This is a genomic window from Streptomyces sp. NPDC093586 (genome assembly GCF_044764905.1).
GTDB lineage: Bacteria > Actinomycetota > Actinomycetes > Streptomycetales > Streptomycetaceae > Streptomyces.
On sequence record NZ_JBIWJA010000028.1, the window covers coordinates 1 to 20,327 of the forward strand.

Here is a 20,327-nt window from a genome sequence, read left to right on the forward strand (position 1 = left end):
AGCACCCCAGGCCGTTCGTCTGGACGAAGACCGCCGACGAGATCCTCGACAAAGTCGCCGCCTACTGCCGACGAATCTCCGACTCAGGTCACTAGCGTGGAGCCCATGACGACTCCTGCCGATGTGCACGACGTACGTGATCCCGAGCTGCCCGGGCGGTTGCTGGCCGTCGAGCGGGACGAGCTGGTGCCGCTGCTGCGGTCCCGGGCGGACGGTGACTTCGCGCTGCCGGTGGCGGCGTGTCCGGGCTGGACCGTGCGGGACGTGCTGGCGCACTGTTCGTCCGCGTTGACGCGGGTGGTGGAGGGCCGCTTCGAGAGGGGCGTCTTCTCGCCCGAGTCCAACGAGCGGGACATCGCCGAGCGCGCCGACTGGACGAACGCCCGGATCGTGGACGAGCTGGAGCGCGGCATGACCGGGGCCGGGCCGGTCATCGCCCGTGCGGGCGGCGCGCTGGATCAGGTGGCCCTGGGCGAGTGGGTGCACGCCGGTGATGTGCGGGTGGCCTTCGACGAGCCGGGGGCGTACGCGGGGCGCGGGCTGCCGGACGCGCTCACGCTGCTGACCACGGTCACCCGGGACCTCGGCCACGTGCCGCTGCACGCCGACCTCGACGACGTGGACGAGCCGCTGAAGCTGGGCGAGGTGAGCGGCGAGCGGACGCCGGGACGGTTCATCGGCGACGCGGCGACGCTGGTGCGGCTGTACGCGGGGCGGCCGGTGGACACCGGGGCCGGGTACGAGCTGGCCGGGGTCGAGGCGGCGGAGCTGAACATCTTCGGCCGCTGATCGCGGGGTGCGGGCGCCTCGCGGCGGTGTCGGGCGTAGGCTTGGATTGGACTAGACCTGTAGTGGTTCGAGAAGCCGCGACGACCTGACGAATGGGGCCTCATGAGCAAGCGTGCAGTCCTGGAGGTGATCGCCCTCGACGTCGAGGACGCCGTCGCCGCCCGGGCCGGAGGCGCGGACCGCCTCGAACTGGTCACCGACATGGCGGCCGACGGGCTCACCCCGTCGGTCTCGACCGTCGCCGCGATCCGCGCCGCCGTCGACATCGACGTACGGGTCATGCTGCGGCTCGCGGACGGGTTCGCCGCCGGGGACGTCGAGCGGCTGGTGGGGGTCGCGGAGGAGATGCGGGGAGCCGGGGCGGACCAGTTCGTGCTCGGGTTCCTCGACGCGGACGGGGACGTGGACCTGGCGGCGGTCGAGCGGGTCGCCGGGGCGCTGGAGGGGTGCCGGTGGACGTTCCACCGGGCCATCGACCGGGCCGCGGACCGGGACGCGGTGCGCAAGCGGTTGGCCGACTTCCCCGGGCTGGACACCTATCTGACGGCCGGGGCGGTCGGGGGAGTCGGCGAGGGGCTCCCCACGCTGCTCGCCGAGGCGCGGCGGCGGGGGGAGCCGGGGTACGAGCAGCAGCTTCTGGTGGGCGGCGGGTTGCAGCTGGAGCATGTGCCGACGCTGCTGGACGCGGGGATCGACGGGTTCCACATCGGCGGTGCGGCGCGGCCCTCCGGGTGGGGTGGGCCGGTGTCGGTGGCGGCGGTCGCGGAGTGGCGGCGGGTGTTGGGGGGCTGAGCGGCGGGTGTCCGTGCCCGGCGCGGGTGCGGGCCGGGGGGTGCGTGGCCCGGCGCTGACGGGCGCCTCCCCCACGTTCGGCCGCGCTCGCGCGGGGCCCCCATCGCCCCCGGGGGTACCTCCCAGGCCGTTCAGGCACTGGGGGGAGGCATGGCTGCCCGCAGCTGCCGCAGCTGCGGGCAGCCGGGGCGGCTACGCCAGTTGCGGAGGCAGGTCCGTCGCGTGGGTGACGATCAGGCCCGAGACCGCTCGGGTCAGGCAGACGTACAGGCGGCGCAGGCCCGTGCGTTCGTCCGGCTCGCCGTCGACCACGGCCCGCGGCTCGTCCAGGACCACGTAGTCGTACTCCAGGCCCTTGGCCAGGGACGCCGGGACCAGGGTCAGGCGGGTGGCCCGCGTCGTCTCCTCGCCGGGGCCGATGGAACCGACCCCTGCCGCACCCAGCGCCTCCGCCAGCTCCGGCACGCGCGCGTCGGCGGCGATCAGGCCGACCGAACCCTCCCGGCGCAGCAGCTCCCGGCACGCCGCCACCACGTCGGCCGTGCCGTCCGCGGCCGTGCGGATCTCGAAGAAGCCCGGGTTCTCGCGGATCGACGCCACCGGCGTCAGCCCCGGCGCGATGTGCGGCAGCAGCCGGGACGCGTAGGTGATGACGTCCGTCGGCACGCGGAAACCGGCCGTCAGCTCCTCGATCACCGCGTCGCCCTTGCCCAGGTGGGCCAGCGCCTCCTCCCAGCTCCGCGTCGCCCAGGGCGTGGTGCCCTGCGCCAGGTCGCCGAGGACGGTCGCCGAGCCGGTGGTGCAGCGCCGGCCCACCGCGCGGTACTGCATGGGGGAGAGATCCTGCGCCTCGTCGAGGACGACGTGCCCGAGGGAGTGCGTGCGCTCGATCAGGTCGGTCGCCTCGTCGATCAGCACGGCGTCGGCGGGCGCCCACCGGGCGGACTTCACCGAGCGGGCCGGCCTCACCCACAGGATCGCCTTCTGCTCGTCGTCGGTGAGGACGCCCTCGGCGTGCTCGGCGAGGAAGTCCGCGTCCGTGAGCAGCCGCAGCACCAGTTTCGCCGGGTCGACCTGCGGCCAGATCGCCTTCACCGCCGCCTTCACCGCGGCGTTGCGCGCCACCGCGTTCTGCACCCGGTCGTCCGGCGCCTCGCCCGCCCGCTCCATCTGCACCAGCACCGCGTGCGCGATGCGCTGCGGAAGGGCCTCGCGGGCGGCACCGTAGCGGATGTCGCGGGCGAGCAACTCGCGGACGATCTCCTCCAGTTCGTACGCCGCCACCCGCCAGCGACGCGAGCCGCGCACGACCACGATCCCCTCGGTGGGCAGCGTGACGTGCGAGTACAGGGCCCTGCGCAGCACCTGCGCCATCCGCGCGTCGCCCTTGATCACCGCCGCCGCGGCGTCGTCCGTGCCGCGCACCTCGACGTGCGCGACCAGGTCGTCGACGGTCGCCTGGCGCACCGTCAGCTCGCCGAGCGCGGGCAGGACCTGCTCGATGTAGTGCAGGAAGGACTTGTTCGGCCCGATGACCAGCGTGCCGGTGCGGGCGAGCCGCTCGCGGTGGGCGTACAGGAGGTAGGCGACCCGGTGCAGGCCGACGGCGGTCTTGCCGGTGCCGGGGCCGCCCTGCACGCAGACCGACCCGGCGAGTCCGGCGCGCACGATCTCGTCCTGTTCGGGCTGGATCGTCGCCACGATGTCGCGCATCGGGCCGACGCGGGGCCGCTCGATCTCCTGCTGGAGCAGCTTGCTGGTGGCCGCGGCCTCGGCCGGGTCGGACAGGTGCTCGTCCTCGTACGCCGTGAGTTCCCCGCCGGTGTACCCGAAGCGGCGGCGCAGCCCGATGTCCATCGGGTCCTTCTTCGACGCCCGGTAGAACGGCTGCGAGACCGGCGCACGCCAGTCGATCACCATCGGGTCGCCGTCCGCGTCGTGCACGTGCCGGCGCCCGATGTAGAAGCGCTCGCCTTCCGCGCCCTCCGCCTGCTCCGCGCCCGGAGAGTGCAGGTAGTCGAGGCGGCCGAAGAACAGCGGGGTGTCGCTGAGGTCGGCGAGCGCCTTGATGCGCTCCTCGATCTGGTTCTCCAGGACGGCGGCGTTGACCCAGTTCGCGGTGACGTCGGTGATGTCGAGGGACTCGACGTCCTCCCGCATGGCCTTCAGCGCGGAACGGGACGCGGCGAGATGGGCGCGCTCGCGGGACAGGGGGTCGTCGGACGCGGGGCCGGACTGGGGGTCGTCGTGGACGGGCGTGGACAAGGGGGTGCCTCCGGGATGACCTGCTGCGTGGTGGGCGCGGGCTTCGCGCGAGGGACCGACCGGTTTCCGTCCGGACGGCGGCACTCCGTAGGGGAGGCGGGCAAGAGCGGAGATTGTAGGGGAACGGGCGCGGTGCGGGCCAACGGTTTTCCTCCGCCTGCTTCCCCTAGGGGATCACGTCCTCCGCTCCGGGGTGCGCGCTCCCCCCACGGTCGTAGCGGGCGGCGGCGCGGGTCGGCCCGGAGACCGATGACACTCTTATGTCCCGAATCGCACCATGGGGACATGAGCGCAGCAACCATCTCCCCCGCCCCGGCACCGGTCCGCGCGTCCGGTGCCACGCCCGTGGCCGGCAGCCACCGGCACCGGCTCGGTGACGCCCTACGCGCCGTCAGGGTGTTCGCGGACGCCGCCTTCGACGTGGTCGTCCTCGGCGAGTACGGCGAGGAGGCCGGCGTCCGCCGCCGGTGACGCCCGCACGGGCACGGGCGGCCTGAGTACGCCGACGCACGGCGGTTGAGTACGCCCGCCGGTGCGCGGGCACCGGTCGCTCGGCTTCACTGGCCGCATGACCACACAGCACCTCACGGCGCGGCCGCAGGCGGTCCTGCCGCCGCGGGCCGACCGGGACCGCTTCGCCTGGGTCGCCCCGACCGTCGCGACCGGGCTCCTGATCGTCCTGGGCCCGGCGGCGCTGTTCCTCGGCGGGCTGTCGGCCATGGCGACCGACAGCTGCGGCCCGGACGACTGCTCGCAGGCCCTGGAGACGTCCCTGTCACTGATCTACGGGACCCTGTGCTTCGGCGGCTTCCTCACCTTCGGCGCCTGGGCCGCCGCCTGGATGATCCCGTGGACCCGCCGGTGGGCCGCCCTGCGCGCCTGGCTGGCGTTCGCCTCGCTGCTGCCGCCCCTGTTCGTCCTGCTGCTGGTCTTCACCCTGCCCGAGCCGTAGGCGGGACCGGCCCCCGGCCGGGCGGGGGGCTCAGCTCTCCGCCAGCAGTTCGTCCGCGTCCATGATCCGGTAGGCGTAGCCCTGCTCCGCCAGGAAGCGCTGGCGGTGGGCGGCGAAGTCCTGGTCGAGCGTGTCGCGGGCGACGACCGAGTAGAAGTGCGCCTGGTGCCCGTCGGCCTTGGGGCGCAGCACCCGGCCCAGGCGCTGGGCCTCCTCCTGGCGCGAACCGAAGGTGCCGGACACCTGGATCGCGACCGTCGCCTCCGGCAGGTCGATGGAGAAGTTCGCGACCTTCGACACCACGAGGACGTTGATCTCGCCCTGCCGGAAGGACTCGAAGAGCTTCTCCCGCTGGGCGTTGGACGTCTCGCCCTTGATGACCGGCGCGCCCAGGTGCTCGCCCAGTTCGTCGAGCTGGTCGATGTACTGGCCGATGACGAGGATCTGCTGCCCGGCGAAGCGGCGCACGATCGCCTCCGTCACCTTCCGCTTGGTCGCGGTCGTCGCGCAGAAGCGGTACTTCTCCTCCGCCTCGGCGGTGGCGTACGCGAGCCGCTCGGAGTCGGTGAGGTTGACCCGGACCTCGACGCAGTCGGCGGGCGCGATGTAGCCCTGCGCCTCGATCTCCTTCCACGGCGCGTCGAAGCGCTTGGGCCCGATGAGCGAGAACACGTCCGACTCGCGGCCGTCCTCGCGCACCAGCGTCGCGGTGAGCCCCAGCCGCCGCCGCGCCTGGAGGTCGGCGGTGAACTTGAAGACCGGCGCCGGCAGCAGGTGCACCTCGTCGTAGACGATCAGACCCCAGTCCCGGGAGTCGAACAGCTCCAGGTGCGGGTAGACGCCCTTGCGGCGCGTCGTCAGCACCTGGTAGGTGGCGATGGTGACGGGCCGGATCTCCTTCCTCGTCCCGCTGTACTCGCCGATCTCGTCCTCGGTCAGCGACGTCCGCTTCACCAGCTCGTGCTTCCACTGCCGGGCCGAGACGGTGTTGGTGACGAGGATCAGCGTCGTCGACCTGGCCTGCGCCATCGCCCCGGCGCCGACCAGCGTCTTGCCCGCGCCGCACGGCAGGACGACGACACCGCTGCCGCCGTGCCAGAAGTTCTCCACGGCCTGCTTCTGGTAGGGGCGCAGCGCCCAGCCGTCCTCGGCCAGCTCGATCGGGTGCGCCTCGCCGTCGACGTACCCGGCGAGGTCCTCGGCCGGCCAGCCCAGCTTCAGCAGCGTCTGCTTGATCTGACCGCGCTCCGAGGGGTGCACGGCCACCGTGTCCGGGTCGATGCGGGCACCGACCAGCGGGGCGATCCGCTTCGACTTCAGGACCTCCTCCAGCACCGGCCGGTCGGTGGTCGTCAGGACCAGTCCGTGCGCCGGGTGCTTGGAGAGGGTGAGGCGGCCGTAGCGGTCCATCGTCTCGGCGATGTCGACGAGCAGCGCGTGCGGCACCGGGTAGCGGCTGTACTGCACGAGCGCGTCCACGACCTGCTCGGCGTCGTGCCCCGCGGCCCGCGCGTTCCACAGGCCCAGCGGGGTCAGCCGGTAGGTGTGGATGTGCTCCGGCGCCCGCTCCAGTTCGGCGAAGGGAGCGATGGCACGGCGGCAGTCGTCGGCCTGCTCGTGGTCGACCTCCAGGAGCAGGGTCTTGTCGGACTGGACGATGAGCGGACCATTCACAAGCGGCACCCTTTCGCGTGCGTACGGCCGGACGACGGCACGGCCGATCGTCCAGTGTGCCTGATCGCGGCGCGAAGAGGGCCGGCTACCGCGGAGCGAGGCGGTCGAGCAGCGTTCCCTCCACCGCGGCTCCCGTGGCGGCCGACGGCTCGACGCCCACCGCCGGCGGCGCGGTGATGCCGGGGGCGAGCGAGCCGAACAGGGCGGCCGCGGTGATCAGGGCGGCGACGGAGACGGCGACGGCGGAGCGGGCGGATTCGGGGAGCTTGGACCACATGGGGCTGTCCGGCCTTTCGGGGCGCTCAGGGGGGGAGCGGGAACGGGCCGGCCCCGGGGAGAGGACCGGGACCGGCCCGCCGACGACACCGATACGGGACGGACGGGTCGGGGGGGCGGCACGCCCGCCGGCCCGCATCGGGACCTTCCTTTCGGTGCGGCGGTGGGACACCCGGTGGCTGCCCCCGCCCCGGCAGACCGATGCGGAATGCAACGAAAGCTCCCTCGCGGGTGGGAAAACCCCGGCGTGGCGTGCATGAACCGGCCCGTACGCCCGAAAGTGCGCACGGAAACGGAACCAGGTGTGCGGGGCCGTGGGACGGAAAACCTCAGGTCGCGTCGTCGGCGAGCTCCGCCACGCCCGTGATCCGGTGCAGCGGATACGTGCGCACCTCGTCCGCCGTATGGTCGTACGCCGTCACGAAACCGCCCTCGACCCGGATCGGCGCGACGACGCGCTGACTGGCGGCGCCCTCGGCGTTCACGTAACCGATCCACAGCGCCTCGCCGGTCAGCACGGCCGCCTGCACGGTGGCCAGGGTCTCGGCCGCGCTCGTGCGGGGAAGCCCGTCGCCCGCCAGGGGGTCGCCGACGGGCTTGCGCGGGGCCGTGGAGGCCAGGTCACCGGCCCGCACGGCGCGGATCGCGGCCGCCAGCAGCGTGTCGTCGGGCACCGGCGGCCCGTCCGGGACCGGCTCCGGCGCCGAACGCGGCGGCGTGCGGTGCGCGTCGGCGCGGGCGACCAGCACGTCGCCCCCGGCGGACTCGGCGGCCGGCGCGAACCCCATCGCGCGCAGCCCCTCCAGCAGCGCCGCCGGGTCGGCCCGCGCGGCCAGCACCGTCGGCGCGAGGCGGCGCAGACCGAGGCCGGCGGCCCGCTTGTCGGCGAGGATCTCGTCCAGCGTCGCGTCGTCGTCGCACCGCACGTACGCCGAGGCCGCCCCGACCCGCAGCCGCCCGTGCCGGCGGGCCACGTCGTCGATCAGGTACGTGAGCGGCTGCGGCACCGGCGTACGGGAGTGCCGGGCGAGGAAGGCGTGCAGGTCGGCGGCGGTCCGGCCGGCGTCCAGCGCGCGGCGCACCGAGCCCGGCGTGAACCGGTAGACGGTCGCCCCGCCCCTCGACTCCACGTCCGCGAGCATCCCCAGCGTGTCCGCGAGCGGACGCTCCAGCGGCCCCGGCGCCACCGCCGTCAGGTCGGCCTGCAACAGCACGTGGTCCAGCGGCTCGGGCAGCAGGGGCGCGAGCAGCCGGGCGGCGGCCTCGACGGCGGCGGCCCGCTCGGCGGCACCGGGCGACGGGAGCGCGGGGGGCGTGCGGTGGTGGACGGGGAGCTTGGCGCCCGGGCCCTCGGACTCCTCGGGAGCGCCCACCGGGCGGGGCGGCTCGGGCGCCCCGATCAGTGCCCGCCCCGGCGCCGCCAGCGCGCCGCGCCCGGTGACGCCCAGCAGCTCCGCCTCGGACAGCGTCCAGCGGGCGAGCCGGGTGCGCAGATCGTCATCCTGCCCGTCCCGGCCGTCCCGCCGCGGCCCGCGCAGCGGACGCTCCCAGCGCAGCCTGGCCAGCACCGACTCCTCGGTCGGCGCGGACCCCTCCGGCAGCCCGGCCAGCAGGGCCAGCACCCGGTGCCGCACCTCGGGCGCGGCCGACCGGTCCAGGTTCGGGCCCAGCGCCGAGAGCGTGCGGTCCTTGGCGTCCCGCCCGCCGACCAGCCCCGGCGTGCGGGTGGCCGTCAGCCACGCCCCGGCCAGCCGCGCCCAGCGCTCGGCGGCCGGCAGCTCGCGCCACTCGTCGTACGCCGGGGTCGCCGCGTACCGTTCGTCGGCCTCGCCGTCGGAGGCCAGCAGCCCGGCCGCGTAGGCCAGCTCGGCCCAGAACGCGGCGACCGGCTCGGGCACGTCCAGCGCGACGGCCGTCCGCTTCAGGTCGCGCACGCTCAGCCCGCCGGCCCGCAGCACCGCGGGACCGCCCTCGTGCCAGTCCTTCAGCAGCTCCTCGACGGTCGCCAGCGCCGCGAGGGCCTGGCCGGCCGCGGTGGCGTCCACCACCCGCGGAGGATGCGTGGCAACGGCCTCCACCGGTGGCGGCACCGGCTCGGGCGTCCGGTGCGCCCGGCCGGCGCGCAGGTGCAGGGCGACCTCGCGGGGCAGGACGACCGTGCCGGGCGCGGTCGGCAGCAGCAGGCCGCGGTCCAGCAGCCGGCGCAGATGGGGCGCCGGATCGTGGGTGACCTGCCCGTAGGGCGGGCCCCAGACCAGGCGGTCCAGCACCTCCAGGGAGCCCGCCGGCAGCTCGGCCAGCAGGTCCGACATCCGCTCCCGGTCGGTGAACAGGGCACCGAGCTCGGCCAGCGCGGTGACCGAGTCGTGGGTCGAGGGCAGGCCGAGGGCGGTCAGGATCTCCTGGACGCGGCCGGGCGACATCCCCGCCGCGGCCTCCCGCACGGTCGGCCCCAGACCCGTCGGGGACGGATGCTGCGGGGAGGGCGCCAGCAGCTCGCGGGCCGTGCGCACCAGCCGCAGCCGGTCGTCGCCGCCCCACACCAGGGCCTGCTCGCGCAGCAGGGCCACGGCCCGCGGCAGGGCACCGGTGACGGCCGGATCACCGTCGTCCCCGGCCATGAGACCGAGCAGCTCGGTGTACGTCGCCGGGTCCGACGCCACGGCCAGCGCCTCCGCCGTCTGCAGCGTGAACCGGTCCAGCCGCTCCAGCGCCCGCACCACCGAGGCACGGGTGCCGGCCCGGGTGGCGAGCTGGGTGAGGTCCGTGGGCACGGGGGTGATGAGGTCGGGACGGCTGCGCAGGAGGGCGGCCAGCGAGACGTCGTCCCTCGCGCGGAGCGCTTCCGCGAGGGACCGGGGGGCCGCGGACTTCTCCTCGGTGCTCATCCGGCCAACGTTAGCGGGTGGGTACGACGGTGGAGCGGCGCGCGCACGGTGCGGTCCGCCGCGCGCGGGCGTTCGCGGGGGCGTCCGCCGCACACGGGAACATTCGGTACCGTCGTCCGACGGGGTATCACAACTCACCCGCCCCGGAGGGGTTCGTGGGGATCGAGAGCGACCAGGTCGTCTACGAGTATCTGAGCCGCGTCGGCGACGTGGCCCAGCAACGGCAGCTGCCGTCGGCCACGCGCATGCGGCTGGTCTCCGAGCTGCGCAACGAGATCGACCGGCACCGCGCGAGGACGACCGTCGACAGCCCGGCCGCCGTCCGCCGCATCCTGGACCGGATCGGCAGCCCCGACGACGTCGTCGACGCGGCGGGCGGCACCGGCGCGTCCGGCGCGGCGGTACGGGAGCCGTCCACCGCCGTGCCCGAACAGCGGGACGGCGAGCCGGAGGGCCGGGAGAAGCGCAAGGGCCTGCGGCGCGTCGTACCGCGCCCCCGCCCCGCCGCGCCTCCGCCCGAGCCGGCCGCCTCCCCGCCGCACCTGGCGAGCGCGCGGGAGCTGGGGGACGGCGCCGGGCAGCCGGACTGGTGGCGGGTGGACGACGGGCCGTTCGGGGGCGGCGACAGCGTGCCGGGATTCGTCGGCGGCGTGGAGATCCCGGACCTGCTCAGGCACCCGCCGAGGGAGCCGGGCGAGAAGAACGGCGAGGACGGCAAGGACGGCAGAGGAAGGACCGGCCGGAAGGCGCCGGCGGAGGCCGAGGTGGACCGGCCGGCGGACCCGCCCGCCGGAAAGCCCCCGCGCCGCCGCCCCCGCCTGTGGCCCGAGGGCGGCTGGAACAACCCCCTCCTGCTGCTCGCCGCCGCCCTGCTGATCGCCGGCGCCGTACTCGGCAGCCTCGTCCCGCTGGGCCTGGGCTGGCTGATCGCCTACCTCTCCCGCCGGCTGACCCCGGCACAGGCGAAGTGGGCGGTAATGGGCCTGCCCGGCACGGTCGCGGCGGCCGGCGTCCTCTGGCTCTGGGGCCGCACGGAGGGCCGCTGGGGCGACCCGATCGCCGAGGGCCGCATGAGCGACGCCGTCGCCGAGACCTGGCCCTGGGTCCTGCGCTCCGCGGCCGTCGCCACGGCCCTGTACCTCCTCTGGCGCTCCCGCCGCCCCCGCGCCTGACCGGACGGCGGCGGGCGCGCCCCGGCCCAGGGGGGCGGCGGTTCAGCCGGGCGTACGACGCCCACCGGGTGGCGCGGGAGCGCGGCACGAGGACGTCGCCGCCGAGCGCGGCGATCGGAGCCGATGTCCCGGCGACACGCCGCCCGCACGGTGCTCTGCCGGGACATCCGCTCCGATCACGGGGCCCGGAGATCCACGGGCCCGGAGGCCCGGGGGCCCGGGGGAGGCGCCCGACAGCCGTCGGGTGGATGTGCCGACGCGTCCTGACCGCCGCCCGGGGCCGCGCCCCCGCCGGTCCCCGCAGGCGGCCCGTCGGTCCTCGGCGGACGCCCGGCACAATGGCCGTATGGCCTCCACGAACCGCCCCGGCTCCGCCCCCACCGTCGGCTTCGACCTCGACATGACGCTGATCGACTCCCGGCCCGGCATCCGCGCCTGCTACCTGGCGCTGTCCGAGCGGACGGGGACGTACGTCGACGCCGACCTGGCCGTCACCCGGCTCGGGCCGCCCCTCGTGGAGGAGCTGGCGCACTGGTTCCCCGCCGAGGAGATCGCGGCCACCGCCGACCTGTACCGCGAGATGTACCCGGAGTACGCCGTCACCGCCACGCCCGCGCTGCCCGGCGCCCGCGAGGCGATCGAGGCGGTGCGGGAGGCCGGCGGACGCGCGATCGTCGTCACCGCCAAGTACGAACCCAACGCCAAGCTGCACCTGGAGCACCTCGGCATCGAGCCGGACGCGGTGATCGGCGACCTGTGGGCCGAGCAGAAGGCCGTGGCGCTGCGCGAGCACGGCGCGGACGTGTACGTCGGCGACCACCTCGGCGACGTCCGCGGCGCGCGCACGGCGGGCGCCCTCTCGGTCGCCGTGGCCAGCGGACCGTGCGGCGCGGAGGAACTGCGCGCGGCCGGCGCCGACGTCGTCCTCGCCGACCTGACGGAGTTCCCGGAATGGCTCGCGGGCTACCGCGACGCCGACGGACTCGACACGGCGCGCGCCTGACGCCGCCCCGCGGCGATCGACCGGAGCACCCCCGCCCCGGAGACCAGGAAACCCACTCCCATGAGCATGCTCAGGCCGAACATGTAGGTGGGGAAGGGCGTCGTCCCCAGAAACAGCGGGGCCACCGTGACCAGGGTGGCCACGGCGCCGATGAAGAAGACGATCGCACCGGCGCGGATCAGCCGGTCGCCGGGCTCGGCGGAATTCGTTCGAGTTTCGTCACGCACCCGGCCAGGGTAGTTCCCAGCGCGAAGGAACAGCCGGGGGACGTCTTGTCACCGGCCCATAGACCATTAGCCTGGGTACCGGCGGGTCCCACGACCCGCCCGAGTGCTATCAAGAGCAGTTTTCCGACGAGTACGAGGACGAGGACGGACGTGCCTACCGGCAAGGTCAAGTGGTTCAACAGCGAGAAGGGCTTCGGCTTTCTCTCCCGCGACGACGGCGGTGACGTCTTCGTCCATTCCTCGGTCCTCCCCGCCGGAGTCGAGACACTGAAGCCGGGACAGCGCGTGGAGTTCGGCGTCGTCGCCGGCCAGCGCGGCGACCAGGCCCTGTCCCTCACCCTGCTGGAGCCGGCCCCCTCGGTCGCGGCCGCGCAGCGCAAGAAGCCGGACGAACTGGCCTCCATCGTGCAGGACCTGACGACCCTCCTGGAGAACATCACCCCGATGCTGGAACGGGGCCGCTACCCCGAGAAGGCGGCCGGCAAGAAGATCGCGGGCCTGCTGCGCGCGGTCGCCGACCAGCTCGACGTCTGACCCCGAAGTCCCTACGGGAACGCCAGCGCGTCCGGGCCGAGGGCCGGTACCAGGCCCTCGGCCGCCGCGCGGGTCAGCAGACCGCGCACGGCCGCGTAGCCGTCCTCGCCCAGGTCGGCCGTGAACTCGTTGACGTACAGCCCGATGTGCTGGTCGGCGACGGCCGGGTCCATCTCCTGGGCGTGCTCCATCACGTACGCGCGGGACGCCTCCGGGTCGTCCCACGCCGCGCGCACCGACGCGCGGACGGAGTCGGCGAGCCGCGTCAGCGCCTCGGCGCCCAGCGACCGCTTGGCGATGATCGCGCCGAGCGGGATGGGCAGCCCGGTGGTCGCCTCCCAGTGCTCGCCCATGTCGGCGAGCTTGTGCAGCCCGTAGTTCTGGTACGTGAAGCGCGCCTCGTGGATCACGAGGCCCGCGTCGACCTTCCCGTCCCGCACGGCCGGCATGATCTCGTGGAACGGCATGACGACGATCTCCCCGACCCCGCCGGGGACCGTGTCCGCCGCCCACAGCCGGAACAGCAGGTACGCCGTCGACGTCTCGCTCGGCACCGCCACCGTGCGCCCGCGGAGGTCGGCCCCCGCCTCCCGGGTCAGCACCAGCGGCCCGCAGCCCCGGCCCAGCGCGCCGCCGCAGGGCAGCAGGGCGTACTGGCCCAGGACGTACGGCAGGACCGCGTACGACACCTTCAGCACGTCGAACTCGCCGCGCTCGGCCATGCCGTTGGTGATGTCGATGTCGGCGAACGTCACGTCGACGGCGGGGGCGCCGGGGACGCGGCCGTGGGCCAGGGCGTCGAAGACGAAGGTGTCGTTCGGGCAGGGCGAGTACGCGATCTGCAGGGTCTCAGGGCTCATGTGGGTTCCAACTCGTGAGGACGGGTGCGAGCTTCCCGAAGGCGTCCGTCAGGGCCGAGAGCGCGTCGCCGATGCGCCACGCGGCGCGGTCGCGCGGGCCGACCGGGTTGGAGACCGCGCGCAGTTCCAGCACGGGCACCCCGTGCGCGGCGGCGGCCTCGGCGACGCCGAAGCCCTCCATGGCCTCGGCGAGGGCGCGGGGGTGGCGGGCGCGCAGCAGCGCGGCGCGCTCGGCGGTCCCGGTGACGGTGGAGCCGGTCAGGACGGTGCCGGGACGGGCCCCGGTCGCGGCGGCCACCCGGCGCACCAGCCCGGCGGGCGGGCGGTGGGTGACGGTGCCGAAGCCGAGGTCGGTCACCGGCAGGAAGCCGTCGGCGGTCTCGGCGCCCAGGTCGGCGGCGGTGATCTCGTCGGCGACGACGAGCGAGCCGACGGGCGCCCCGGGCGCGAAGCCGCCGGCGATGCCGGCCGAGACGACCAGGCCGTACGGGGCGCCGTCCAGGGCCGCGGCGGTCAGGGCGGCGGCGGTGGAGGCGGCGGCGAGGGCGGGGCCGACACCGGCCGCCAGCAGGTCCGGCCCGTCCGGGAACCGGTGGAGGACCACCCCGGGCCGGGATGTCTCCACCGCCGGGCCCGGCAACGCCTGGGCCACCGCGTCCCGTTCGACGGGGACCGCGGCGGCCACGAGGACGCGTACGGAGGACGTGGTCAGTCGTCCTTCTTCAGCTTGAAGACCCACACGCCGGTGACCTTCTGGCTGCCGTCCTTGCCGTCGCGGGCCGCGACGGCGACGTTCGTCGAGTTGCCCTGGGCGCCGTACTGGGCGTTGAAGAAGACGCTGCCCGGGATGGCGCGGTAGGTCTTCTTGCTGTCCTCGACCAGCTGCTGCCCGTTCATCAGGATCGTCCAGTGGTCGTCGGCGATCTCCGGGTCGACGCCGAAGCGGACGGTCTCGTCCGGGTCGACGCCGATGGACTTGGCGTCCGCGTTCTTCAGGCACTTGTTGATCTCGTCGTCGGAGAGGGCCTTGCCCTTCCCTCCGCAGGTGGCCTCGGAATTGACCGAGTCACTGCCGACCGTGATCGTGGACATGGCAGTCGGCTCGTCACAGGCGGACAGCAGGAGCAGTCCTGCGGATACGGCACCGGCGGCGGCGACGGCACGGCGGCGTCGCACAACGCGGTGTCCGATGGCGGCTGCGCCGCGGGGCAACGTGGTCATGGAACGAAGGCTATATTGCGGCTCCGGCCGTCCCCCCACCTGGGTACGGCGTGGCGTGGTCACGCCACCCGCGCCCGCGCGGCGCCCCCGTGCCGGGCCGAACCGATCAGCCCCCGTACGGTGGTCAGCCATCCGGCGGCGACGATCGCGGCGGCCACCGACAGGCCCAGCGTGCCGTTCAGCGGCAGCGCGATGCCCACCGCCCCGCCGAGCACCCAGGCCACCTGGAGCAGCGTCTCCGAACGGGCGAACGCCGAGGTGCGGACGTGCTCGGGCACGTCCCGCTGGATCAGCGCGTCCAGGGACAGCTTGGCCAGCGCCTGCGCGAAACCGGCCACCGCGGCCAGACACGCCACCAGCACCGCCCCGAAGAACACCGCCGCCACCAGCGCCACGCCCAGCACGATCGCGACGACCGTCACGATGATGATCTCCGGCGCCCGGGACCGCAGCCACGCCCCGACCGCCGTGCCCAGCGCGTTGCCGGCGCCGGCCGCGACGCCCACGATCCCCAGCGACACGGCCGCGCTCTGGCCCGTCATCGGGTGGACGCGCAGCAGGAACGCCAGGAAGAAGATCAGGAAGCCGGACAGGCAGCGGATGGCGGCGTTGGCGGCCAGCGCGTGGGTGACGGCCGGGCCCACCGTGCGCAGTCCGGGGCGCTTGCCGGGCCTGCGGCGCGGCCCGTGCAGGTGCCGCTCGTCGGCGGCGAGCAGCGCCCGGTCCTCGCCCCGCGCGGAGTCCACCTTCCGCGGCAGCGTGAACGACAGCACGGTCCCCGCGACGAAGATCACGAACGCGCCGTACAGCGGCCAGCGCGGCCCGAGGCCCTGGAGCCCCGCCGCGACCGGCGCGGCCACGCCGGTGGCGAGCAGCCCGCACAGCGTCACCCGGGAGTTGGCCTTCACCAGGGAGAACCCGGGCGGCAGCAGCCGGGGCACGACCGCGCTTCTGACCACGCCGTACGCCTTGGAGGCGACCAGTACGCCGAGCGCCGCCGGATACATCTCGATGCTGCCGGTGATCACCGCCCCGGACAGCACCAGCGCGAGCAGCGCGCGGGCCCCCATCGCCGTCGCCATGGCCGCGCGCCGGCCGTGCGGGACGCGGTCCAGGATCGGGCCGATGACCGGGGCGAGGAGCGTGAACGGGGCCATGGTGATGGCGAGGTAGAGCGCGACCCGGCCCCGCGCCTCGTCCGTCGGCACGGAGAAGAAGACGGTGGAGGCGAGGGCGACGGTGATCATGACGTCGCCGGCGCCGTTCACCCCGTGCAGTTCGATCAGCTTGCCGAGGCCGGACTCGCCGGCGCCGTGCGCGTGCGTCGCCCGGCGGATGCCGCGCGCGGCCCCCGTCACCGGCAGGTGCAGGGCGCGGCCGACCGCGCGGAACCGGCCGGGACCGCGTCCCCGGCTCCCGCTCTTGAACTCCGTCCGTGCGGCTGCCACCCCGTCATAGTGCCCCGAGAGCCCGGGCTGTAGCGCCGTTGCGGCACGGATGGCGCTGATCGAGTCGGGTGGCGCTCCTGGGGCGCGGGGCGGGAGCGGGGCCGGTGTGCGGGCCGGTGCGGGCTCCGGCGTAGTGTCTTCACCGGGTGCGGCGCGGGGTCCGGGACCGCTCTCGGCCGTGTCCCGCACAGGGTCCGGTGCCGGTTCCGTCCGGGCGCGGAGGGGGGCGGGGCCGGGGCGAAGAGGAACGTTCCCTCGCCGAAACTCCCGTCGGTGTAGGCCCAGCGCACCTGAGCAGGTAGCGTGCCTAGCGCGCCGTGGCGAACGTTCTCGGCCGCGCGCCTTACGGCCATACCGCAGAATGGATGACGTAGGTGTGCCCGAGCGCGATGGGCGCGGACGTCGACGCGGTCCACAGGTCCGCTCCGTCCGCCCCCTCGCAGGCAGCGGCGCACTCGTGAGACGGCGTATGGAGAGAAGCGATACCTGTGAGCGCAGCGACAACGCGAAGCCGCACCCCTGACCGTCTGTGCGCCGAGGCCGTCGACCTCGCCCGCGCCGCAGCCGAGGAGGCCGCCGCACCCGGCGTCGTCGGCGAACACGAGGGGATGGTGTCGGAGGGCGACCGGGTCGTCACGCACTTCTTCGCCGCCAAGGAGCTCGGCTACCGCGGCTGGCGCTGGGCCGTCACCGTGGCCCGCGCCTCCCGCGCCAAGATCGTGACCGTGGACGAGGCGGTGCTGCTGCCCGGCCAGGACGCCCTCCTCGCCCCCGAGTGGGTGCCGTGGAGCGAGCGGCTGCGCCCCGGCGACATGGGGCCCGGCGATCTGCTGCCCACCGACGCGGAGGACCTGCGGCTGGAGCCGGGCTGGATCGGCGAGGAGGAGCCGCCGCCGAACTCCGTCGTCTCCCACGAGATGGCCGACCTGGTCGAGGCCGAGGACGCCGAGGTCACGGACGGACGCCCCGCCGAGCTGCCGACCACCCCGGCCCGCGGCACGATCGCCGCGGTCGCCGAGGAGCTGGGCCTGCGCCGGGCGCGGGTTCTCTCCCGCTACGGCCTGCGTGCCGCCGCCGAGCGCTGGGAGGACTCCTTCGGCCCGAGGACCGCGATGGCGCAGGCGGCCCCCGCGTCGTGCGTCTCCTGCGGCTTCCTCGCCCGTATCGGCGGCTCACTGGGCCAGGCCTTCGGCGTGTGCGCCAACGAGTTCTCCCCGGCGGACGGCCGGGTCGTGTCCCTGGCCTACGGCTGCGGCGGCCACTCCGAGGCCGCGGTCATGCCGAAGGCCCCGCAGCCGGCGCCGCCGGTGATCGACGAGACGCGGATCGACCCGTTCCCGCTGCGCCCGGCGCCGGACTCCGGGTCGGTGCCGGTGACCGAGGACGAGGCGTCGGCGGAGCTCGGGCACTCGTAGCCGTCGGTGAGCGGGGGGCCTGGCTCTGGAGCCAGGCCCCCCGCGGCGCGGTCAGCCCTCTTCGAAGATCGCTTCGGCTGTCGGCGCGGTGACGGCGCGGGTGAGCCAGTGGCGAAGGAGTTCGGGGTCGCCGCATTCACTGACGCGTGTGCGGACGTCGTCGGAGATGTCGAGGCCGCGCTGTTCCAGGACGAGCAGGACATCCTCGGCCCGTCCCTGAGCACGTCCCTGCTCGCGGCCTTCGTCGCGGATCTCTTCGGAGAGGTAGGACTTGTAGAACGACAGGTCCACGGCCACCAGGTTCCTCCAGAGATATCGGGCCGGGCGGTTTCCCAGGCCTTGAGCGATGAATTCGATGAAGGGATGTGCTACGTCTTCGGGAACGTCCCGCAGTGCGGTGGACAGGGCTTTCAGTATGTCACCGATATCCGGATTCGCCGCGTGCGTGATGGCCGACAAGGTGGTCAGGGCCAGGTCGGTACGTGCCTCGTCGGGGTCGGTGATCACCGGCATGTTGTGGGGCCCGGCGACAATCGGCCGTACGGTCAGAGAGGGCCACGAACAGAATCCGATGGGCTCCGGCCGGGTCGCCCACTCGGCCGTGGCGCGGTCCTGGCAGACCACGAGCAGCAGCGGTGGCAGTCGGTACTTGCTGCGCAGATACGCAAGGTAGTAGGCCCAGCTGGCCGGTTTCTCCGGGTCCTTCTTCTTCTGTGCCTCGACCGCGAGGAGAAAGGACCCGTGTCCCTCTGTGTCGATCTGCAGCAGGGTGTCGATCCGGCGGTCGACGGGTTTTGTCTCGGTGACGTCGTTGGGCAGCACGCTGACTGCGGTGGCCTGGGGAAACGGGATGTTGAGCGCTTCGGAGACGCGGGAGAAGAGTCCCGGACAGTCCTGGAAGATGCGGTGCATCGCCTCGTGGGACGAGCTGACCATGGGGGTCCTTGCTGGCTCAGGAGAGTGGTGGCTGCCGTTCGGCAGTCACGGCAGTGGGTTTCGGTGACGATGCGTCCGGTGGGGGGCGGACGCGTTCGCGACGCAGGTAGCCGTGGGAAGCGGGCGGCGAGCGACTTGATGTCGACGGGGGTGCCGCTGGGCACCGACTGGAGGTGGCAGCCGAGGCCGATCGCCAGGGGTGAAAGTTCCTTCAGCGCAGCTCGGCCCACACGGTCTTGCGCGGGAAGCGGCCCTCGGTCACTCCCCAGCGGTGGGCCAACGCCTCCACGAGCAGCAGACCGCGGCCCGATTCCGCGTCCGGGGCGGGTGTTCGGGGTTCGGGGAGCTGTTCGCCCCGGGTGTCCGTGACCTCGATGCGCAGGGTGCCGCCGACGACGTAGAGGGTGAGCCGGAAGTCGCGGCCGGGGACGCGTCCGTGGGCGCTCGCGTTGTTGGCCAGTTCGGCGATCACGAGGCGGGCCGGGTCCAGCGGAAGCCCCCAGGAACGGAGTTGCTCGGTCGCCAGCAGGCGGGCCAGACGGGCGCCGCGTGGTGTGGGGGAGAGCTGCACGCTGAAGTTGCGGACGGACGTCGTGAGTTCGGCGGATTTCTGGTTCACGTCACTCAGCGTGGCGGTGGGTGCGTACCGTGAGAAGTGACTCAGCGGGTACGTATGGTGACTGTCCGAGGCTTGTCCGGTGCTGTCGGGGCTGTCGGAGCGGGGCGTACGGGTAGGGCGCTGGGGGTGAGGCAACCGGTACGGCGAAGGGGCGCGGGATGACGGCGGTCGGGGTGGAGACGGGGCGGCTCGGGGACGAGGCCGACGAGCCGGGGTGGGAGGTGGATCCGGACGACGAGTGGGGTGTGGCCGTCATCACCACCGTGGGGCGGCAGTTGAGGCTGCGGCGGGAGGCGGTGGGGATGCGGGCCGCCGACTTCGCGGCGGCGGTGGGGTACGGGGAGGACCTGGTCTACAAGGTCGAGGGCGGCAAGCGGATCCCCCGGCAGGAGTACCTGGACAGGGCCGACGAGGTTCTGGACGCGGGCGGGCTCATCGCGGCGACGTGGGAGGACGTGAAGAAGGTCCGGTACCCGAAGAAGGTTCGGGAGTTGGCCATGTTGGAGGCCACAGCGGTCGAGCTCGGCGTGTACGTAGGGCTCAGCATCCATGGGCTGTTGCAGACGCAGGAACACGCGCGTGCCTTGTTCGAGGGTTGGCAGCCTGCTTACTCGCCGGAGGAAGTGGAGCAGATGGTTGCCGCTCGGATGGCACGCAAGGCCATCTTCGAACGGTCCCCGGCACCTGCGCTCAGCTTCGTGCAGGAAGAGGCCACACTGCGTCGGCCAGTTGGAGGCACAATGGTCTGGCGCCAGCAGCTCGAACACCTGTTGGAGGTGGGGCGGCTACGTAATGTTGATCTGCAAGTGATGCCAACGAGCGCCGACGCCCATCCCGGACTGAACGGAAAGATCGAAGTGCTGAAGTTCGCTGACGGCACCGCTGTTGGCAGGTCGGACGGCGCATATGGTGGTCGCCCCACTGCAGACCCGAGGCAACTCCGAATCCTTGAGCTGCGGTATGGCACCATCCGGGCGCAGGCGCTCACTCCGCGTGAATCGCTGGCCTTCATCGAGCAACTGCTGGGAGAAGCATGATCCGCAAGACCACTGCCGGGGACGCCTCCGAGCTGGCGTGGTTCAAGAGCAGCTACAGCGACGGCCCCGACGGCAACTCCTGTGTCGAGCTGGCCCTCACCCCCGGCACCGTCCACGTCCGTGACTCCAAGAACTCCCCAGCCGACGGGCCTCGCCTCGCCTTCGCGCCGGGTGCGTGGGCGGCCTTCGTCCCGTACGTGCCCGAGGTCTGATCGCGCA

Annotated in this window: 21 protein-coding genes; 10 read left to right on the plus strand and 11 right to left on the minus strand. The window is 73.8% G+C overall.

Annotated features, from left to right (window positions below; genetic code table 11):
- Positions 1-105 precede the first annotated feature (105 nt).
- Together ACIRFH_RS25590 and ACIRFH_RS25595 are read left to right on the plus strand one after the other, a co-directional pair.
- Positions 106-789 carry a maleylpyruvate isomerase family mycothiol-dependent enzyme gene (locus ACIRFH_RS25590; RefSeq protein ID WP_403525147.1) on the plus strand — a complete coding sequence of 228 codons (684 nt, stop codon included), beginning with the start codon at positions 106-108 and terminating at the stop codon, positions 787-789.
- Positions 790-891: 102 nt separating this feature from the next.
- Positions 892-1,581 (plus strand): copper homeostasis protein CutC, encoded by a 690-nt coding sequence (locus ACIRFH_RS25595; RefSeq protein ID WP_403525150.1) that lies wholly within the window; start codon positions 892-894, stop codon positions 1,579-1,581.
- Between the two features lie 192 nt (positions 1,582-1,773).
- Here the strand turns inward: ACIRFH_RS25595 and ACIRFH_RS25600 are convergent, their stop codons facing one another.
- Positions 1,774-3,846 carry a HelD family protein gene (locus tag ACIRFH_RS25600; protein WP_403525153.1) on the minus strand — a complete coding sequence of 691 codons (2,073 nt, stop codon included), beginning with the start codon at positions 3,844-3,846 and terminating at the stop codon, positions 1,774-1,776.
- Between the two features lie 285 nt (positions 3,847-4,131).
- Here ACIRFH_RS25600 and ACIRFH_RS25605 point away from each other — a divergent pair, with 285 nt between their 5' ends.
- Positions 4,132-4,317 (plus strand): hypothetical protein, encoded by a 186-nt coding sequence (locus tag ACIRFH_RS25605; protein WP_403525156.1) that lies wholly within the window; start codon positions 4,132-4,134, stop codon positions 4,315-4,317.
- A gap of 97 nt (positions 4,318-4,414) precedes the next feature.
- The gene (locus ACIRFH_RS25610; protein ID WP_403525159.1) at positions 4,415-4,798 is read left to right on the plus strand and encodes a hypothetical protein; all 384 of its coding nucleotides are present in this window, start codon (positions 4,415-4,417) and stop codon (positions 4,796-4,798) included.
- Between the two features lie 30 nt (positions 4,799-4,828).
- On the opposite strand, the gene ACIRFH_RS25615 is transcribed toward ACIRFH_RS25610, so the two are convergent.
- From ACIRFH_RS25615 to ACIRFH_RS25625, 3 genes are all read right to left on the minus strand, one after another.
- Positions 4,829-6,472: a DNA repair helicase XPB gene (locus tag ACIRFH_RS25615; RefSeq protein ID WP_403525162.1), complete on the minus strand. Its 1,644-nt coding sequence runs from the start codon at positions 6,470-6,472 to the stop codon at positions 4,829-4,831.
- Positions 6,473-6,557: 85 nt separating this feature from the next.
- Positions 6,558-6,749, minus strand: a complete 192-nt coding sequence (locus tag ACIRFH_RS25620; protein WP_403525165.1) for a hypothetical protein — start codon at positions 6,747-6,749, stop codon at positions 6,558-6,560.
- A gap of 328 nt (positions 6,750-7,077) precedes the next feature.
- Complete coding sequence (locus tag ACIRFH_RS25625) at positions 7,078-9,636, minus strand: helicase C-terminal domain-containing protein (RefSeq protein ID WP_403525168.1); 2,559 nt, start codon at positions 9,634-9,636, stop codon at positions 7,078-7,080.
- A gap of 155 nt (positions 9,637-9,791) precedes the next feature.
- On the opposite strand from ACIRFH_RS25625, the gene ACIRFH_RS25630 reads away from it, so the two are divergent.
- Complete coding sequence (locus ACIRFH_RS25630) at positions 9,792-10,808, plus strand: hypothetical protein (protein ID WP_403525171.1); 1,017 nt, start codon at positions 9,792-9,794, stop codon at positions 10,806-10,808.
- Between the two features lie 346 nt (positions 10,809-11,154).
- The gene (locus ACIRFH_RS25635) at positions 11,155-11,811 is read left to right on the plus strand and encodes an HAD family hydrolase (RefSeq protein ID WP_403525174.1); all 657 of its coding nucleotides are present in this window, start codon (positions 11,155-11,157) and stop codon (positions 11,809-11,811) included.
- Here ACIRFH_RS25635 and ACIRFH_RS25640 read toward each other — a convergent pair.
- On the minus strand, positions 11,772-12,038 hold the full coding sequence (locus ACIRFH_RS25640) for a hypothetical protein (RefSeq protein ID WP_403525177.1): 267 nt from the start codon (positions 12,036-12,038) through the stop codon (positions 11,772-11,774). The genes ACIRFH_RS25635 and ACIRFH_RS25640 overlap by 40 nt on opposite strands.
- A 150-nt stretch (positions 12,039-12,188) precedes the next feature.
- Between ACIRFH_RS25640 and ACIRFH_RS25645 the strand changes: the two genes are divergently transcribed.
- Positions 12,189-12,572, plus strand: coding sequence for a cold-shock protein (locus ACIRFH_RS25645; protein WP_077798017.1), 384 nt, complete (start codon positions 12,189-12,191; stop codon positions 12,570-12,572).
- 11 nt (positions 12,573-12,583) lie between these two features.
- On the opposite strand, the gene ACIRFH_RS25650 is transcribed toward ACIRFH_RS25645, so the two are convergent.
- The 4 genes from ACIRFH_RS25650 to ACIRFH_RS25665 are packed head-to-tail and all read right to left on the minus strand — an operon-like array spanning position 12,584 to position 16,101.
- On the minus strand, positions 12,584-13,432 hold the full coding sequence (locus ACIRFH_RS25650) for a 1,4-dihydroxy-6-naphthoate synthase (protein WP_403525180.1): 849 nt from the start codon (positions 13,430-13,432) through the stop codon (positions 12,584-12,586).
- On the minus strand, positions 13,422-14,117 hold the full coding sequence (locus ACIRFH_RS25655) for a futalosine hydrolase (RefSeq protein ID WP_403525397.1): 696 nt from the start codon (positions 14,115-14,117) through the stop codon (positions 13,422-13,424). The genes ACIRFH_RS25650 and ACIRFH_RS25655 overlap by 11 nt, the downstream gene beginning before the upstream one ends.
- A gap of 23 nt (positions 14,118-14,140) precedes the next feature.
- Positions 14,141-14,653, minus strand: a complete 513-nt coding sequence (locus ACIRFH_RS25660; RefSeq protein ID WP_403525183.1) for a DUF2771 domain-containing protein — start codon at positions 14,651-14,653, stop codon at positions 14,141-14,143.
- 59 nt (positions 14,654-14,712) lie between these two features.
- A complete protein-coding gene (locus tag ACIRFH_RS25665; RefSeq protein ID WP_403525186.1) occupies positions 14,713-16,101 on the minus strand; it encodes an MFS transporter in 1,389 nt (462 codons plus the stop codon).
- A 488-nt stretch (positions 16,102-16,589) separates the two neighbouring features.
- Here ACIRFH_RS25665 and ACIRFH_RS25670 point away from each other — a divergent pair, with 488 nt between their 5' ends.
- On the plus strand, positions 16,590-17,516 hold the full coding sequence (locus ACIRFH_RS25670; RefSeq protein WP_403525189.1) for a DUF3027 domain-containing protein: 927 nt from the start codon (positions 16,590-16,592) through the stop codon (positions 17,514-17,516).
- Positions 17,517-17,567: 51 nt separating this feature from the next.
- On the opposite strand, the gene ACIRFH_RS25675 is transcribed toward ACIRFH_RS25670, so the two are convergent.
- Complete coding sequence (locus ACIRFH_RS25675) at positions 17,568-18,452, minus strand: hypothetical protein (protein WP_403525192.1); 885 nt, start codon at positions 18,450-18,452, stop codon at positions 17,568-17,570.
- A 211-nt stretch (positions 18,453-18,663) separates the two neighbouring features.
- Positions 18,664-19,071, minus strand: a complete 408-nt coding sequence (locus tag ACIRFH_RS25680) for an ATP-binding protein (RefSeq protein ID WP_403525195.1) — start codon at positions 19,069-19,071, stop codon at positions 18,664-18,666.
- 158 nt (positions 19,072-19,229) lie between these two features.
- Here ACIRFH_RS25680 and ACIRFH_RS25685 point away from each other — a divergent pair, with 158 nt between their 5' ends.
- Both ACIRFH_RS25685 and ACIRFH_RS25690 read left to right on the plus strand, forming a co-directional pair.
- Entirely contained in the window at positions 19,230-20,108 is an 879-nt protein-coding gene (locus ACIRFH_RS25685) for a helix-turn-helix domain-containing protein (RefSeq protein ID WP_403525198.1), read from the plus strand.
- Entirely contained in the window at positions 20,105-20,320 is a 216-nt protein-coding gene (locus tag ACIRFH_RS25690; protein WP_403525201.1) for a DUF397 domain-containing protein, read from the plus strand. The genes ACIRFH_RS25685 and ACIRFH_RS25690 overlap by 4 nt, the downstream gene beginning before the upstream one ends.
- Positions 20,321-20,327: the final 7 nt, after the last annotated feature.